The 14,803-nt window shown below is 39.1% G+C and carries 13 protein-coding genes and 1 pseudogene; 11 read left to right on the top strand and 3 right to left on the bottom strand.

All coding sequences use genetic code 11. The annotated features are described in order from the left end of the window. Positions 1-131 precede the first annotated feature (131 nt). Together ABDZ63_RS02680 and ABDZ63_RS02675 are read left to right on the top strand one after the other, a co-directional pair. Positions 132-395 (top strand): annotated as a pseudogene (locus tag ABDZ63_RS02680) (divergent polysaccharide deacetylase family protein); the annotation flags it as partial. A 47-nt stretch (positions 396-442) separates the two neighbouring features. Then, on the top strand, positions 443-637 hold the full coding sequence (locus ABDZ63_RS02675) for a divergent polysaccharide deacetylase family protein (RefSeq protein WP_425541932.1): 195 nt from the start codon (positions 443-445) through the stop codon (positions 635-637). A 432-nt stretch (positions 638-1,069) separates the two neighbouring features. Here ABDZ63_RS02675 and ABDZ63_RS02670 read toward each other — a convergent pair whose 3' ends face one another. Continuing rightward, positions 1,070-1,672 carry a restriction endonuclease gene (locus tag ABDZ63_RS02670; RefSeq protein WP_343781604.1) on the bottom strand — a complete coding sequence of 201 codons (603 nt, stop codon included), beginning with the start codon at positions 1,670-1,672 and terminating at the stop codon, positions 1,070-1,072. A gap of 106 nt (positions 1,673-1,778) precedes the next feature. Between ABDZ63_RS02670 and ABDZ63_RS02665 the strand changes: the two genes are divergently transcribed. The 3 genes from ABDZ63_RS02665 (at position 1,779) to ABDZ63_RS02655 (ending at position 3,101) form a co-directional block, all read left to right on the top strand. Next, the gene (locus ABDZ63_RS02665; protein WP_343781602.1) at positions 1,779-2,615 is read left to right on the top strand and encodes a gamma-glutamylcyclotransferase family protein; all 837 of its coding nucleotides are present in this window, start codon (positions 1,779-1,781) and stop codon (positions 2,613-2,615) included. 20 nt (positions 2,616-2,635) lie between these two features. Continuing rightward, positions 2,636-2,878 (top strand): GIY-YIG nuclease family protein, encoded by a 243-nt coding sequence (locus tag ABDZ63_RS02660; protein WP_343781811.1) that lies wholly within the window; start codon positions 2,636-2,638, stop codon positions 2,876-2,878. A gap of 64 nt (positions 2,879-2,942) precedes the next feature. Then, a complete protein-coding gene (locus ABDZ63_RS02655; protein WP_343781600.1) occupies positions 2,943-3,101 on the top strand; it encodes a hypothetical protein in 159 nt (52 codons plus the stop codon). A 76-nt stretch (positions 3,102-3,177) separates the two neighbouring features. Here ABDZ63_RS02655 and ABDZ63_RS02650 read toward each other — a convergent pair whose 3' ends face one another. Together ABDZ63_RS02650 and ABDZ63_RS02645 are read right to left on the bottom strand one after the other, a co-directional pair. Next, positions 3,178-5,715, bottom strand: coding sequence for a S8 family serine peptidase (locus ABDZ63_RS02650; protein WP_343781599.1), 2,538 nt, complete (start codon positions 5,713-5,715; stop codon positions 3,178-3,180). Positions 5,716-6,099: 384 nt separating this feature from the next. Continuing rightward, complete coding sequence (locus tag ABDZ63_RS02645) at positions 6,100-6,414, bottom strand: winged helix-turn-helix transcriptional regulator (RefSeq protein WP_343781596.1); 315 nt, start codon at positions 6,412-6,414, stop codon at positions 6,100-6,102. 135 nt (positions 6,415-6,549) lie between these two features. Between ABDZ63_RS02645 and ABDZ63_RS02640 the strand changes: the two genes are divergently transcribed. The 6 genes from ABDZ63_RS02640 to ABDZ63_RS02615 all read left to right on the top strand — a co-directional run bounded on the left by ABDZ63_RS02640 (position 6,550) and on the right by ABDZ63_RS02615 (position 14,763). Then, positions 6,550-7,080, top strand: coding sequence for a YceI family protein (locus ABDZ63_RS02640; RefSeq protein ID WP_343781593.1), 531 nt, complete (start codon positions 6,550-6,552; stop codon positions 7,078-7,080). Positions 7,081-7,494: 414 nt separating this feature from the next. Continuing rightward, positions 7,495-8,862, top strand: coding sequence for a dipeptidase (locus ABDZ63_RS02635; RefSeq protein WP_343781591.1), 1,368 nt, complete (start codon positions 7,495-7,497; stop codon positions 8,860-8,862). Between the two features lie 311 nt (positions 8,863-9,173). After that, the gene (locus tag ABDZ63_RS02630; RefSeq protein ID WP_343781590.1) at positions 9,174-10,568 is read left to right on the top strand and encodes a tyrosine phenol-lyase; all 1,395 of its coding nucleotides are present in this window, start codon (positions 9,174-9,176) and stop codon (positions 10,566-10,568) included. Between the two features lie 242 nt (positions 10,569-10,810). Further along, positions 10,811-11,065, top strand: coding sequence for a hypothetical protein (locus tag ABDZ63_RS02625; RefSeq protein WP_343781588.1), 255 nt, complete (start codon positions 10,811-10,813; stop codon positions 11,063-11,065). Positions 11,066-11,309: 244 nt separating this feature from the next. Next, the gene (locus ABDZ63_RS02620) at positions 11,310-12,992 is read left to right on the top strand and encodes a PucR family transcriptional regulator (RefSeq protein ID WP_343781586.1); all 1,683 of its coding nucleotides are present in this window, start codon (positions 11,310-11,312) and stop codon (positions 12,990-12,992) included. Positions 12,993-13,551: 559 nt separating this feature from the next. Continuing rightward, a complete protein-coding gene (locus ABDZ63_RS02615) occupies positions 13,552-14,763 on the top strand; it encodes a M24 family metallopeptidase (protein WP_343781584.1) in 1,212 nt (403 codons plus the stop codon). The last annotated feature ends 40 nt before the right edge of the window (positions 14,764-14,803 follow it).

The following is a 14,803-nucleotide window of genomic DNA, read 5'->3' as shown; positions in this document are numbered from 1 at the left end:
GCGTGGTAGGGTGAAGCGTGTTGTTGTCTTATGTGTGGTATTAATGATGATTTATATGTTCGCGCTTGATGTATCTGGTGAAGAAGATACTCAGCCTAAGAAAGTCGCGATCATAATTTGATGATTTAGGAAACGATATGGCCGGGACAGAGGATATTCTTGATTTGCCAGTTCCGTTGACGGTTGCGGTGATGCCATTTTCTGAACATACACAAGAAGAGGCTTCGGTGGCTTATGAAGAAGGTCATGAAGTCATTGTCCACTTGTCGATGGAAGGGCCTCCAGGAACATCACGTCAGTTAGGTCCTGGAGCAATTACGACACAGATGAGTGATTATGAGATTAGAACAAAAGTGAAAGAAGCGGCTGATGACGTGCCCTACCCTATGCTGTAGGTATTAATAATCACATGGGATCTGTTGTGACAGTTGATGAGAGAATCATGAATATAGTATTTGAAGTATTACAAGAGAATGGATTAATGTATGTTGATAGTAAGTCCAATTATTTCAGTTTGTCACCGGATGTCGCGGAAAAGTTGGGCGTTCCGATTGTTGAGAATCATATCTTTTTAGATGATGTGGCGGATGTAGGGCATATTACTGAGCAGTGCCAGGCGATTCAAGAGCGGCCTTGAGGATTATGATGAATGTGTTGCGATTGGTCATGTAGGAAGACCAGTTGAAGAAACGGCTACAGTATTGAAAGAGTGGATCGAGGAAGTAGAAGATGAAGTGGAGTTTGTAACCGTTTCTGAGCTTGTGCCAGAATTTAGATGGATTCATCATGGATTGTAATAAGAGATGCTAAACTGTAAAAGGTTTGGCATTTTTTGTGTCGGGTTGACTTTGAGGAGGATCGTTGAGTTTAGAACGAGAAATATAATTAAGAGGTCAAGATTACAGCTATTATTTTAAGGTGAAACATAGAATCAGAAGCTAAGCGTAATGTACCTATATTTTTACATAGATTATATTGTGGATTGAGCGGTTTTTTTAAATTTTACTCATTTCACATTAATGGTGCGAAACTGAAATTATTTGAGCGAACGAATCATTCGAGTGTTTAATTAAGCTTCTTTCGGCTGACCGAATAGTTGTTGTTCTCCGCTTTTTAGGCTTTCGAGTAAATAGCTAACGAATTGCTCGCCGTTTATGAGCTCGATATTTAATGATTGTGCGTATTTTCGTGCTTGTGGTGTGAAGTCACTTGTCGTAACGATGAATCCACCTTCAGCTTTCTCTTGAACGATGTTGGAATGGATGATCGCAATTGGGTCGAAAGGGATGTCATTTTTGTGTGCTTTGACTTGACCAAGGTATAGCCCGTCGTCTCGGTGATGGCGGATGTCAACGCCATAGTCGCCAATCGTGCCAGTCACAACCGACTCGCCTCCAAACTTATTTTCCATTACTTTAGCGACAAAGTCTTCGAATTCATATTCGACTTGTTGAATAAAATGGTTACTTACTTGCTCGGTGAATTCACCTGTTTCAGAGTCCTTTTTGAAATTGAATCGATAGTAGAGCCCCATCGCGAGTGTTTGTTTTAAGTCTTTGCTTTGATCTAATAGGTGATAGACTTGCTGGTTTTGTTTATGTTTTTTACGGTTGATGATTAATAGATGGACCGCACCAACTAGTAGTACGACAGTTAAAGCAATTTGAAGCATGCAATCACTCCTTTTCATCCTCATTGTTGCCAAAAAGTTTACCATTGAAACGGTGACAGTGACGGGATTTTAAATTAGTATTAAAGATAAAGTGGGAGGGTTAGTAGTGGAGCATTATGTGTTTGTGTATGGGACATTATTATTTGGTGAAAGAAATCATAGATTGATTGAAGAAGCGAACTGTTCGGCGAAAGTGGCGTGGGTTAAAGGTCATTTAGTTGATACGACAAATGGTTATCCAGCGTTAGTGTTGGGTTCTGATCAACAAGTTTATGGTGAGTTGTATCGTATTTCGGATGAATTGATGATAGAGATCGATAAATTAGAAGGCTATGTTCCAGATGGAGAATCGCACTATGAACGAAAAGTGGTAGAGGTTGAAACGGATCTTGGTCGACTCAAGGCGTATACATATTATTATGAAGCTTGGAAAGCAGAAGGATTACGAGAAGTGGCGTTTGGCAACTGGCGATTAGACCAACAGTTGAAAAATAATGTGCCGTATTATTTTGCCTATGGTTCTTGTATGGATGATGAGCGGATTAACTTGGCTGATAAGCTTAAAGAGTTTGAACGCTTGGGTGTTGGCTATTTGAAAGGATATGAACTGCAGTTTACAGTCAATCGTCCGGATGGTGGGCGTGCAGACATTGTGGAAGTTGAACGTGAAGTTGTTGAAGGGATTGTCTATGAGATTACCGAAGCGGCACGTGATTATTTGTATGAACGAGAAGGCGTACATTCTGGAATGTATCGCCCGGCGATCGTGGATGTAAAGTTTCACGGTGAATTAGTCCCGATGCTCACTTTTATTGTAATTGATAAAAAAGATGAGGTCGCACCACCAGATCATTATTTGACTGAGATTTTACGCGGTGGTGCACCGGATGTTAGTGATGAGTATTTGAAGAGAGTAAGATTAAGAGCAAGACGACTTTTTTAAAGGGTAATAGAAAGGAAGTTATAGGTATGTATTATATATACATGTTACGCTGTAAAGATGGATCGCTATATACAGGCTATACGAATGATGTTTCATTACGTGTGGCTAAACATCAAAGAGGAGAAGCAGCGAAATATACACGCGCAAAGCTTCCGGTTAAACTTGTTTATCAAGAAGAATTCGAAACGAAATCAGAAGCCATGAAGCGAGAAGTGGCGATTAAGAAGTTGAGTAAGCAAGAGAAAAAGGAGTTAGTTAAATAAACGTTAAACTGCTGGGTCGTATGGTAAAATGTATATTAATTATGACTTATAATGGAGGTTGACTATGAATAACCTTAAAAGCTATCGTATAATCGATAACCGCGGAGAACAGCATGAGTTGATGCTAATAATTGCAACGATTTGCTCTTTATTAACTTTCAAACGAATTAAAAAGTTAGAAAGGTATAAAAATAAATTAAAGGGTTCCTTTACGCCTTATTAAGGCTGTTGATTGTTCTTAAAAGAATATAAATTAAAGGATAAAAAAGGATGAGCCCTTTAAGCTCATCCTTTTTGTCTTAATCTAATTCAAATTCACCTAAAACCCAACCTTCTTCTGCACCATCCTTACCAACGAATACAACAAAGTTATATGAATCAGATGGTAAAACAATTGGAAGAAGCGGTAAAATATCATTTGCATCAATTTGGTATTGATGTTCACCTTCAGCTTGATCATCAACACCGTGAATTAATGCCCCAGCAGCCAGACTTGAATCATAAATGACAAAGTCAACATAGTCAATATCATAGTTAAATCCTAACGTCACATCGAAAATGCCGTTATTTAGCTCAAAGTTTCCGAAATCTAGTAAGTCTTCAATCGGGAAAACTTCATATGGGTCTTGGACAAATAGGATGGTTGGAATTTCAACGATTTCATCATCATGGGTTAACGTGATTAATCCTTCATAATAACCGCCTTCAAGACCACTTGCATCAACTTGAACGTTCATGTTCACTTTTTGAGTACTACCAGGATTAACATTTAAGTTGTTGCTCGTCATAACTTTTATGTGATCTTCCCCATCGAATAATTCTACATCCATGTCAAAACGCTTTCTTTCATCAGAAAGATTCTCAATTTCAAAGTGTTGACGTTCGACTTGTTTACCATTTTCTTTTTCAAAAGTTCCGAAAGAGTAAGAACCAGGTGCCATTAATGTTTCAGTCGTAATCGCTTCAACAACACGGATGCTTCCTGCACCTTGTGTGTTATGAGGATAACGATCGCCATTCTCATCATATAGCGTTTCTGCAGTGTTCATAAGAGCACCTTTTACTTCTTGTGTATCCCAATTAGGGTTTGCTTGAACTAATAAAGCTGCTGCACCGGCTACGTGTGGTGCTGACATGCTTGTACCTTGCATAGCTGCATAGCCATAAGGGTCATCTGGGTTATGAGTTGGTACAGTACTTACAATGTTTACACCAGGAGCTGAAACATCTGGTTTAATCATCCACGTGTCTGTAACTGGTCCACGAGAAGAGAAGTCTGCAACTGTTTCACCCATCATACCAGATTCAGCGAGATCAAAAGAAACAGTGTTATTTCCAGATTCGAGTTCTTGGAGCATGACACTACCATCATCTTGAGATAGTTTAATAGTTGGAACTGCCATGCCTGGAACATCAGGTTGTTCACCTGGTTCATTGTTAAAAATAACAGCACCGACAGCACCAGCTTCTTTTGCGTTTTCAGCTTTTTCAACAAATGCGTATTCACCACGTTCAATTAACGCAATCTTACCCTCCATATCAACACCATCAAAATCAGAAGGTGCGCCTAATCCGACATATTCAAACTCGAACTCGCCTTCATTTAAAGCCATTAATGCTTCCTCACCAGGGTGACCCATAACATTGGCTGTTGAGTAGTCATATCCACTAGGCGTTGACATAGAAGAATCATAAGTCATATATGGAAGCTCTGTTGCACCTACAGAAATGGCATCACGGCTTGTACCTGGAGAACCAACTGTCCAATCAGCTGGACCGCTGTTGCCGTTTGAAGCTACAGCTACAACACCATCAGCCATTGCATTATCTAAAGCAATAGATGTTGCGAAGTCTGGGTCATTAGAAGTATTACCTAATGATAAGTTCATGACATCTGCACCATCTTCAACTGCACGTTCAATCCCTGCAATCACATCATCTGTTGCACCACTACCACCCGGACCTAATACTCTGTAAGCAAGTAATGTAGCATCTGGTGCGACACCTTTGATCTCACCGTTAGCAGCTACGGTACCAGCTACGTGAGAACCGTGATTTGTCGCATCGCCTCGTGGGTCATCAGCTGGTGTTTCTTGAGGATCGTCATTGTTATCAACGAAATCCCAGCCCTTATAATCACCAAATGCATGTTGTAAGTCAGGGTGAGTGTAGTCAGCACCAGTGTCAATAACTGCGACAGTTACCCCGTCACCCGTATAGCCTAATTCCTCCCATGCATCGTTCGCGCCAATATGAGGAGCACTGTCCATCATATTAGGAGAAATTTCATGAGCACCAATTTCAGTTGACTCGAGAATTTCAGCCTCATGTGTCACGTTCGGGTATACTGCATTGACACCTTCAACAGCAGCTAAGTCACGAATTTCGTTTTGTTGAACTTCAACTGAAAACCCGCTAAAGACATAGTCATACTCACGATTAAATTCACTACTAGGAGCGGCTTCACTAGCTGCATCCATTACATCTTGTCGTTGCAACTCTAAGTCACCGCGATCTTGTTGTTGTTCGCCTTTATGTTTAGCTTGTAAGACTGATGGTTCTTCTAGCTCTACAATTACAGTTAACTCTTCTTCTGATTCATGATCAAACTCACCATGAATACCACTTATGCGTTGTAGGTCACCTGAATTTTGACCTGAATTATTTCCGTTGCCATTACCATTATCATTACCATTTCCGTTCCCGTTGCTAATCCCGTTAGCAATTCCATTCCCAGGTCCATTACCGTTGCCATTTCCAGGGGAGAAGCCCATTGTACCTAAGACTAGTGTTAAAGCAAGTAAAATTAAAATCGGTTTACTTAATACTTTTCTCAAAACTACATTCCCTCCATTATAAATATTTTGAAATAGTTAAATAATCCTAATGAGACCTCCTTTTTAAAAATAAAGGTTACGTTATAAATAATTCGGCTAGTTGACGTAAGTTTCCTTGATACAAAAGAACTAATATTCAAAAAATAATAATTAGGTAGTTGATCACTGTATTGGTGGGGGTTAAAGCCTTTTTTGCTAGTTAGACAATGAATTTTGACAAAATAACACTAGACCATTGTCCTAGTTTATCGAGTTAAAGTGACATAATAGTAGAGTATTAGAGGGGTGGAAGAACAGTAGTTAAATAAAAAAGTTCCCGAAAGAATTCGGGAACTAGTTAATAGGGAATAATTTTAGGAATTGATTCCTAATACTCAGAACTAATTAACTATTTGGTTCGATCCAAGTTTCAGCCCATATTTGAATTTGGTCAAGGGCTGGCTTTAAAGATTCGCCTTTTTCAGTTAAAGAATATTCGATGCGTACCGGTGTTTCATCGTACACGGAGCGTTTGACTATGCCTTCTTTTTCTAAATCTTTAAGGCGTTCGGATAAAACGCGTCCACTTACTCCAATCGTTGACTCTATCTCACAAAAGCGCTGAGATCCTTCAAGTAGTTGAAAGATAATTAATGTCGTCCAACGCTTGTTCATAATAAATATAGCTCTTTCAAATCTAGGGCAAATTGATTGATCCATAGGTCTTCACCTCTTATCTCCTATTATAACCAAAAATCGTTGAAAAGAAAATAACAAACTTACTTGACTATATTAACTATTTTATTTATACTTACTTACATAAAGTAAGTGAATAGAAAAGAGGAGGAATTTTATATGGCAACTGTAACATTAGACAAAGTCCACAGTTCAGTGGCTTTTCAAGTGAAGCACATGATGGTATCTAAGGCGAAAGGTGAATTCCATGACTTTGATGTTGAAGTCAGTGGAGATGTTCAAGATTTAGAAAATGCAAGTGTGAAAGCGACGATCCAAGTTGATTCTATTGATACAAATAATGAAGATCGTAACGGACACTTAAAGTCAGGTGACTTTTTCGATACGGAGAATTACCCAACGATTACATTAAATAGTAAATCAGTTAAAAAAGTTAGCGACTCTGAATATGAAGTGACAGCTGATGTGACGATTAAAGGGGTTACTAATGAAGAAACGTTTAAAGTAGAAGCAAATGGTGTTGCGAAAGATCCGATGGGTGGTAACATGGTTGCTGGTTTTGATGTTGAAGGTTCAGTAAACCGTGAAGATTACGGCCTAACTTGGAATGCTCCACTTGAAACAGGCGGCGTATTAATTGGTAAAGATGTCAAGCTACAAGCTGCATTTGAATTTGTAATTGAAGAGTAAAGAAAGAGGGCAGGGGATTAAAATTTCCCCTGCTTTTTTTGGTTGGAGCGAGCACCGGTTGAACAGAATAATGAAGCGATATTTTATTTTCCTAAGCGAATTACAAAATATTTGTCGTAAACTTTTAAATAATTGAGCGAAAATGAAAATATATGAGTGATAAACAGTAAAACTAGAGCGTTCGGCCAAACTTGTCATGGACCATACATATGAAATTTTATATTTATTCCATTATAATAGACGAAAGGAGGCCAACTTGGAGGTTTTTTAGTGAAGATTGAAGAGTCACAACACTCGAATATAGAGTAGAAGAAGTTGGTTAATCATTGCTTCGAAAATTGTTTGAGTTTAATATAGAAGATAAAGCTGATTTTTCAACATTTATGGCGGTAAAATGATCTAGGAGGATGAGATATGAAAGAGCAAGTGATTCAATTTTTAAAAGACAATCGCGAGCGTCATTTACAAGAGTTAGAAGATTTCTTGAAAATTCCAAGTATTAGTGCGTTATCAGAGTATCATGAAGACACCGTGCGTGCAGCAGAATGGGTCGAATCTGAGCTTGAGAATATTGGCTTTCAAGAAGCAAAAGTGATGGAATCAGATGGTAAGCCGGTTGTTTATGGTGAATACATAGCGGATGGAAATGCACCGACTGTTTTAGTTTATGGTCATTACGACGTACAACCAGTGGACCCGGTTCATTTATGGGATTCAGAGCCGTTTGAACCAACGATCCGTGATAATAAAATTTTCGCGCGTGGGGCAACAGATGATAAAGGGCAAGTGTTCATGCACCTTAAAGTTATGGAAGCTGTAATTAGCCAAGATGAAACGCCTCCTGTGAATTTTAAAGTATTAATTGAAGGTGAGGAGGAGATTGGTAGTCCGAACTTACCGAAGTTTGCTGAGGAGCATGCTGAGATGTTACATGCTGACTTGGTCGTTGTGTCTGACTCTGCATTAGTTGAAAAAGGTAAGCCAACGATTACATACGGATTGCGTGGCCTTGCGGGTATTCAAATTGATGTCAAAGGGGCGAATAGTGATCTACATTCTGGTGAGTATGGTGGCGGAGTCGTTAATCCTATTCACGCTCTTGTTAAAATCGTTGACTCATTCCGTGATGAGAATAATCGAATTTTAGTTGAAGACTTTTACCGTGATATTCCTGAGCTTACAAAAGATGAGCGTGATGCCTTAGCAAAAGTACCATTTGATGAAGCTAAGCTTAAAGGTGAACTAGGTGTTTCTGAATTAGACGGAGAAGAAGGCTACTCTTATGTCGAACGGACTTCTGTTCGACCAACGCTTGAAGTTAATGGCCTTTATGGTGGGTTCCAAGGCGAAGGGATCAAGACCGTTTTACCTAATCAGGCAACAGCGAAAATAACTTGCCGCCTAGTACCAGACCAAGACCCAGATCACATTGTTAAGCAGCTAACGAAGCATGTTCATGAAAACGTACCAAAAGGCGTTGAAGTAGAAGTCAATCCATTTGATAAAGGGAAACCATACGTGACACCGTTTGATCATCCAGTTATTCAAAAAGCAGCTAAAGCTTATGAGACAGTTTATCAAAATGACACAGCGTACATTCGAGGCGGTGGATCAATTCCAATCGTAGCTGAATTAGACCGAATTTTAGATGTACCTGTAGTGTTAATGGGCTTCGGTTTACCAGATGAGAACTTACACGCACCAAATGAACATTTCCACTTAGAAAACTTTGATCAAGGAATGGAAACATTAGCGCATTATTTTTATTTATTAGGTGAATAAAAAACTAGGGACCCCTAGATAGGGTCCCTAGTTTTTTATGAATTTATCAGCGCTCGCGGGGAATTTATCAGCGCTCGCGGGGAATTTATCAGCGCTCGCGGGGAATTTATCAGCGCTCGCGGGGAATTTATCAGCGCTCGCGGGGAATTTATCAGCGCTCGCGGGGAATTTATCAGCGCTCGCATGAAATAGCTAAGCCCTCGTATAATTCAGTCCATTAAAGCGTTTATCTTTTTATCTGTGTGCTTGTATTAAAAATTTAGTTCGCTTAAACTGAATATTGAGAAAATATTTAAAGGGGTTGATCGTTGATGAAAAGACGTACAGCTGAGCCTTACAAAATTAAAGCCGTGGAGCCGCTTAATATCTTGACTCGTGAAGAGCGGCAAAAAGCATTAGAGAAGTCAGGGTATAATACATTTTTATTAGACAGTGAAGATGTGTATATTGACTTGCTGACTGATAGTGGTACGAATGCGATGAGTGATCAGCAGTGGGGAGCATTAATGGTTGGTGATGAAGCTTATGCGGGTAGTAAGAGCTGGTATAAGTTAGAAAAGGCCGTTCGTGAAGTGTATGGTTATAAATATGTTCTACCAACGCATCAAGGAAGAGGAGCTGAGAATCTTTTATCACAATTAAAGGTAAAAGAAGGCGATTATGTTCCAGGTAATATGTACTTTACTACGACACGTGCACACCAAGAGTTAAACGGCGGAACTTTTGTAGATGTTGTCATCGACGAGGCACACGACCCAGATGTAGAAGTTGATTTTAAAGGTAATGTTGATCTTAATAAATTAAAGACCTTGATCGCTGAAGTGGGTGCTGAGAGTATTCCGTATGTATGTGTTGCTGTTACAGTGAACATGGCAGGTGGTCAACCAGTTAGCATGGATAATTTACGTGAAACGTATGACTTGTGTCAAAAGCATGGTATTGACGTGATGTATGATGCAACGCGTTGTGTGGAAAATGCTTATTTCATTAAAGAGCGCGAACAAGGTTATCAGAATATGCCGATTAAAGATATTTTACTCGAAATGTTCTCTTACTCAGATGGTTGTACGATGAGTGGTAAGAAAGATGCATTAGTTAATATTGGTGGATTTTTAGCGATGAATGATGAGGAACTTTACACGCGTTCGCGGGAGTTAGTTGTAGTGTATGAAGGTATGCCATCATATGGTGGTATGGCTGGCCGTGATATGGAAGCGATGGCTAAAGGAATCTATGAGTCTATTGATGATCATTATATTGAGCATCGTATTCAGCAAGTGCGTTATTTAGGTGAGCAGCTAATGGATGCAGGTATTCCAATGGTGCGTCCAGTTGGAGGTCACGCGGTTTATTTAGATGCGAAAGCTTTCTTAGATCATTTAGACAGAGAGCAATACCCAGCTCAAGCGTTAGCAGCAGCACTGTACTTAGATTCAGGAGTTCGTGCGATGGAAAGAGGTATTGTTTCAGCTGGTCGTAATAAAGAAACGGGTGAGAACAATATTCCAAAGCTTGAGATGGTACGCCTTACGATTCCACGTCGTGTCTACACTAATAATCATATGGACGTTGTAGCAGATTCTGTTATTGAATTGTATCGTAAGCGTCATCAAATTAAAGGATTGAAGATGGACTACGAACCACCAACGCTACGATTCTTCAATGCACGCTTCTCACCGAAAGAAGTCGCACTACTTGAAAGCTAAAATTATCATGGACCCAGCTTGCGGATTACTGCAAGCTGGGTTTTTCTTTTAGGATTGGAAAGTGAGAAGGATTCTAAAAGTAATGTGTTTTTCACCGGATTAATTCTTCAGCCCTCCAGAATCGAAAAGTGCATAATAACATAGAAGTTCTATCATTGGGAATAATATTAACTATCTCAGTGTGGAAAAATTCCGAATTAAACTGTATAATTTTCTATAAGGAATAAAATGGAGGAATTAGGATGAACGTCTCGAAGCTTTTATATTTAATAGGGGTTATTTCATTGGTTTCGCTAGTGCTTTATTTCTTGTTCTACGCGCATCTTTACACTCATAGTGACTTGATTGAAGCATATGCGTTTTTCGGAATAGCAGTTGCTACTTATTTCGTGTTTGTATTTATATATAATAAAGGCAATATCGGAAAACTACTCTCTCTTGTTGGATTAGTTTTAATTGCGGTATTTGCAGGAGTTCTGTTTATTCAGCAAGTATAAAAGGGAATTCATAATGAAAATCATTAAAAGGTCGTTCATTGAATGGACGGCCTTTTGTTAATAAGATCAGTCTAGTTTGGGGGGGGAATTCTATTAAATATAATTACATAAAATGGTCTATAATGGTGGTGGATGTACAGATGTGAATCTTAAATGTTTACCATAATATAATTTTCTGAATTGACTGTTTATTCGGTTTATCACTATAATTAAATAGAGATGTAAAAGTGAAAAGGGGGATCATATGGGGGTTCAAGTCAGTGATGTATTACGATTGAATGTTATGGTTGAAGCGTTTGTTCATACTGGTAATGATTCTTTATCTGAAAAGCAAATTGAATGGATTTCAGTCATTGAAGTTCCAGTGGAAAACTTTGTCCGTAAGCATGAATTCGTTTTAACAACCGGAATGGGGTGTAGTGAAGACCCAGCTTTGTTTCGTTCATTTGTCGAGGATGTTATTCAATCAGGGGCTACTGCTTTAACTGTTGCAACCGGTCGTTATGTTTCAAATATTCCCCAAGATGTTTTATCGTTAGCTCAATCACATGACTTTACCTTAATTGAGGTCCCATGGAAAACTCGTTTTTCTGATGTGATCCATGATATTTTGCAATTAATTAATCAAAACAATGAACTTAAAAGACAAAAAGCAGAAGATTTAAGACAAACGTTGACAAATAGTGTGTTGAACGGGAGCTCTTTAGAAGACTTAATGGAGATTTTATATGAGGCGATTGGAATTCCTGTCGCCATTAGTGATGATGAGAAAAATGTTCGTGCGAATTGTGATTTTGACTTCAATGTCATTGATGCTTTGAATGACCATAGTGATATACCAGTCGATAAATTAGATCAACCTGATGTCCCATTAGATGAACACCCACTATATCACCATTTAAATCAATACAATGTGAATGGTAAGAGGTGTTATGAACTTACTATTTTTTCTAACAACAAAAAGCAAGGGTACCTCTTATTCATGCCGGATACTTCTAAAGAGCTAAATTGGTTTACAATGCACGCTTTAGAGCACGGTTTAACGGCCTGTGCACTATATTTTTTAACTGAAAATGCTGTCGAGATGACTGAAATTCGGTTGAAGGATAATTTCGTTTTACAATTAGCTAAAGATGACACACCACTTGATGCGAAGTCATTGTCCAAAGGTGAATTGTTAGGCTATGATTTGTCCTTGCCCTATGCTTGTTTAGTCGGTGATTTTCAGGTTAAAGAAGATGATGACCCTTCATGGAATGACGCACAAGATCAGTCTGGCCGCTCATCATTGCACAGTTTAAACTATTATGTACAAAAGGAAATCACTCACGCAAGTCAACAACTTGGACGTAAAACTATGTCATCATTTGATGCAGGTGAAGTTATTATCTTTTTAGAAATTGAAGAGTCAGGCTATCAAGAAACGGTAAACCATTTTTTAGATATGGTTGAACGAAGGTTACACGACCAGTTAGCACATGTTTATTTTGCATGGGGAATTGGCCTTCATAATCAAGGGTTACAGTCATTTTATGAAAGTTATCATGAAGCACGAACAGCATTAGATATTCATACTGAGGAGCATGGTTTTGGTGAGCGGACATTCTTCGATGAGACGAAGGTTAATCGTCTTTTAATGAATGTCGCAGGGAATAAGCCTTTAATTAATATGGTTCAAGAAACGGTCGATCCTTTAATTGAATACGACCGAGTAAGGCAGACAGATTTAATTCATACCTTCATGACATATCAAAAATATAAAGGAAATGTTAGTCAAACAGCGAGAGCATTGAATTTGCATCGGCAGTCCTTGCTGTATCGCTTGCGTAATATTGAAAATCTAACCGGTTTAACATTAGTCGATGCTGATGATTCTTTCTTACTCGAATTGAGTGTACGGCTGTGGCTGTTGAAACAGTTCAAATAATTAGAATGAAACCTCAGAGTAAAGCGCTCTGGGGATATTTATGGGCATTTTTGATGAATGAAGGAGGTGCTCATCCAGTGATTAAGCACATTTGTCCGGTGATAAGAGGTGATCATCCGGTGGTTAAGCACATTTGTCCGGTGATAAGAGGTTCTCATCCGGTGGTTAAGCGTCCTCGTCCGACAATAAGTGCTTCCCGTCCGACACTAAAGCGCGCTCGTCCGACAATAAGTGCTTCCCGTCCGACACTAAAGCGTCCTCGTCCGACAATAAGTGCTTCCCATCCGACACTAAAGCTCGCTCGTCCGACAATAAGTGCTTCCCGTCCGACACTAAAGCGCTCTCGTCCGACAATAACACCACCTCATCCGACATTAATCCGAACTCATCAGAAACTAACCTGCTTTAACCCGGCGTCAACTCTCCTTTCTAAAAGTGTATAAAGGAAGTGATTAAAAGTTCATACACTTTGTATATTATCAAATGGCCTCCTAAGACAATATAATATAATTAACAAATAATTTAAAAATTCAGTTATTGAAAGAAGGGAGGATTTACTATGTTGACGTTTGATATTTTAGAGTATCAAGAACGGCTTAGAAATACTAAAGAACGGATGGCAAGGGAAGGAATTGAGGTGTTACTCATAACTGACCCTGCGAATATGAACTATTTATCGGGGTATGATGCTTGGTCGTTTTACGTTCATCAAATGTTGGTTGTTATGATTGATGAGCCACAACCTATTTGGATTGGACGATTAATGGATGCCAATGGCGCAAAATCAACAACGTGGATGTACGATGAAAACATCATGTCATATCCAGATTATTACGTTCACTCAGATCAATATCACCCAATGGAGTTCATTGCAGAGATTCTAACTGAAATTGGTCATGGGAATCGACGAGTTGGTGTTGAGATGGATCAATATTATTTCTCTGCAAAAGCGTATGTCACGTTGTTGAGAAAGTTGCCGAATGCTACATTAAAAGATGCGACATCGCTTGTGAATTGGGTGAGAATTAAAAAGTCAGATCAAGAGATTGAATTTATGCGTCGTGCCGGTAAGATTGCTGAAGCGGCAATGGATGCTGGGGTATCAGCAATTCATACTGGTTCTAGAGAAAATGATGCTGCTGCAGCGATTTACTATGAACTTATTAAAGGAACTGAAGATTATGGAGGGGATTATCCATCGATTGTCCCAATGCTTCCAACTGGTGAAAATACGTCAACCCCTCATTTAACATGGTCTGATCATTATTTTAAAGAAGGTAATGCGGTCATTATCGAATTGGGTGGTTGTTATAATCGTTACCACTCACCATTAGCACGGACCGTTTCAATTGGCGTGCCACCAGAGCGTTTACAACGTTTAGCTAGTATCGTTCGTGAAGGGATTGAGAATGTATTAGAGCATGCAAAGCCTGGTGTTTATTTAGAAGAATTAGAAGCAGCTTGGCGTGAGTCAACGCGCAAATATGGTATTGAAAAAGAATCGCGCCTCGGCTATTCGATGGGCTTAAATTATCCGCCTGATTGGGGAGAGCATACAGCAAGCATTCGTAAAGGTGACAAAACAGTGCTCGAGCCTAACATGACCTTTCATTTCATTCCAGGGCTGTGGTTTGAGAATGATGGTATTGAGATGAGTGAGTCATTCGTTATTACTGAAAGTGGTGTTGAGATGTTAACGGATTATCCACGTGAATTAATTGTAACAAGTCCATTTCACTTTCCAGATGACAGTAGTGGGATTATTAGCTAATGCTTTTAACCGCATAAATAAAATTTTAGAGGAGGGCTTT

The organism is Alkalibacillus silvisoli (assembly GCF_039521975.1).
GTDB classification, from domain to species: domain Bacteria; phylum Bacillota; class Bacilli; order Bacillales; family Alkalibacillaceae; genus Alkalibacillus; species Alkalibacillus silvisoli.
The sequence above is the reverse complement of the archived record's forward strand: the minus strand, read 5'-3'. Positions and strand labels throughout refer to the sequence as shown.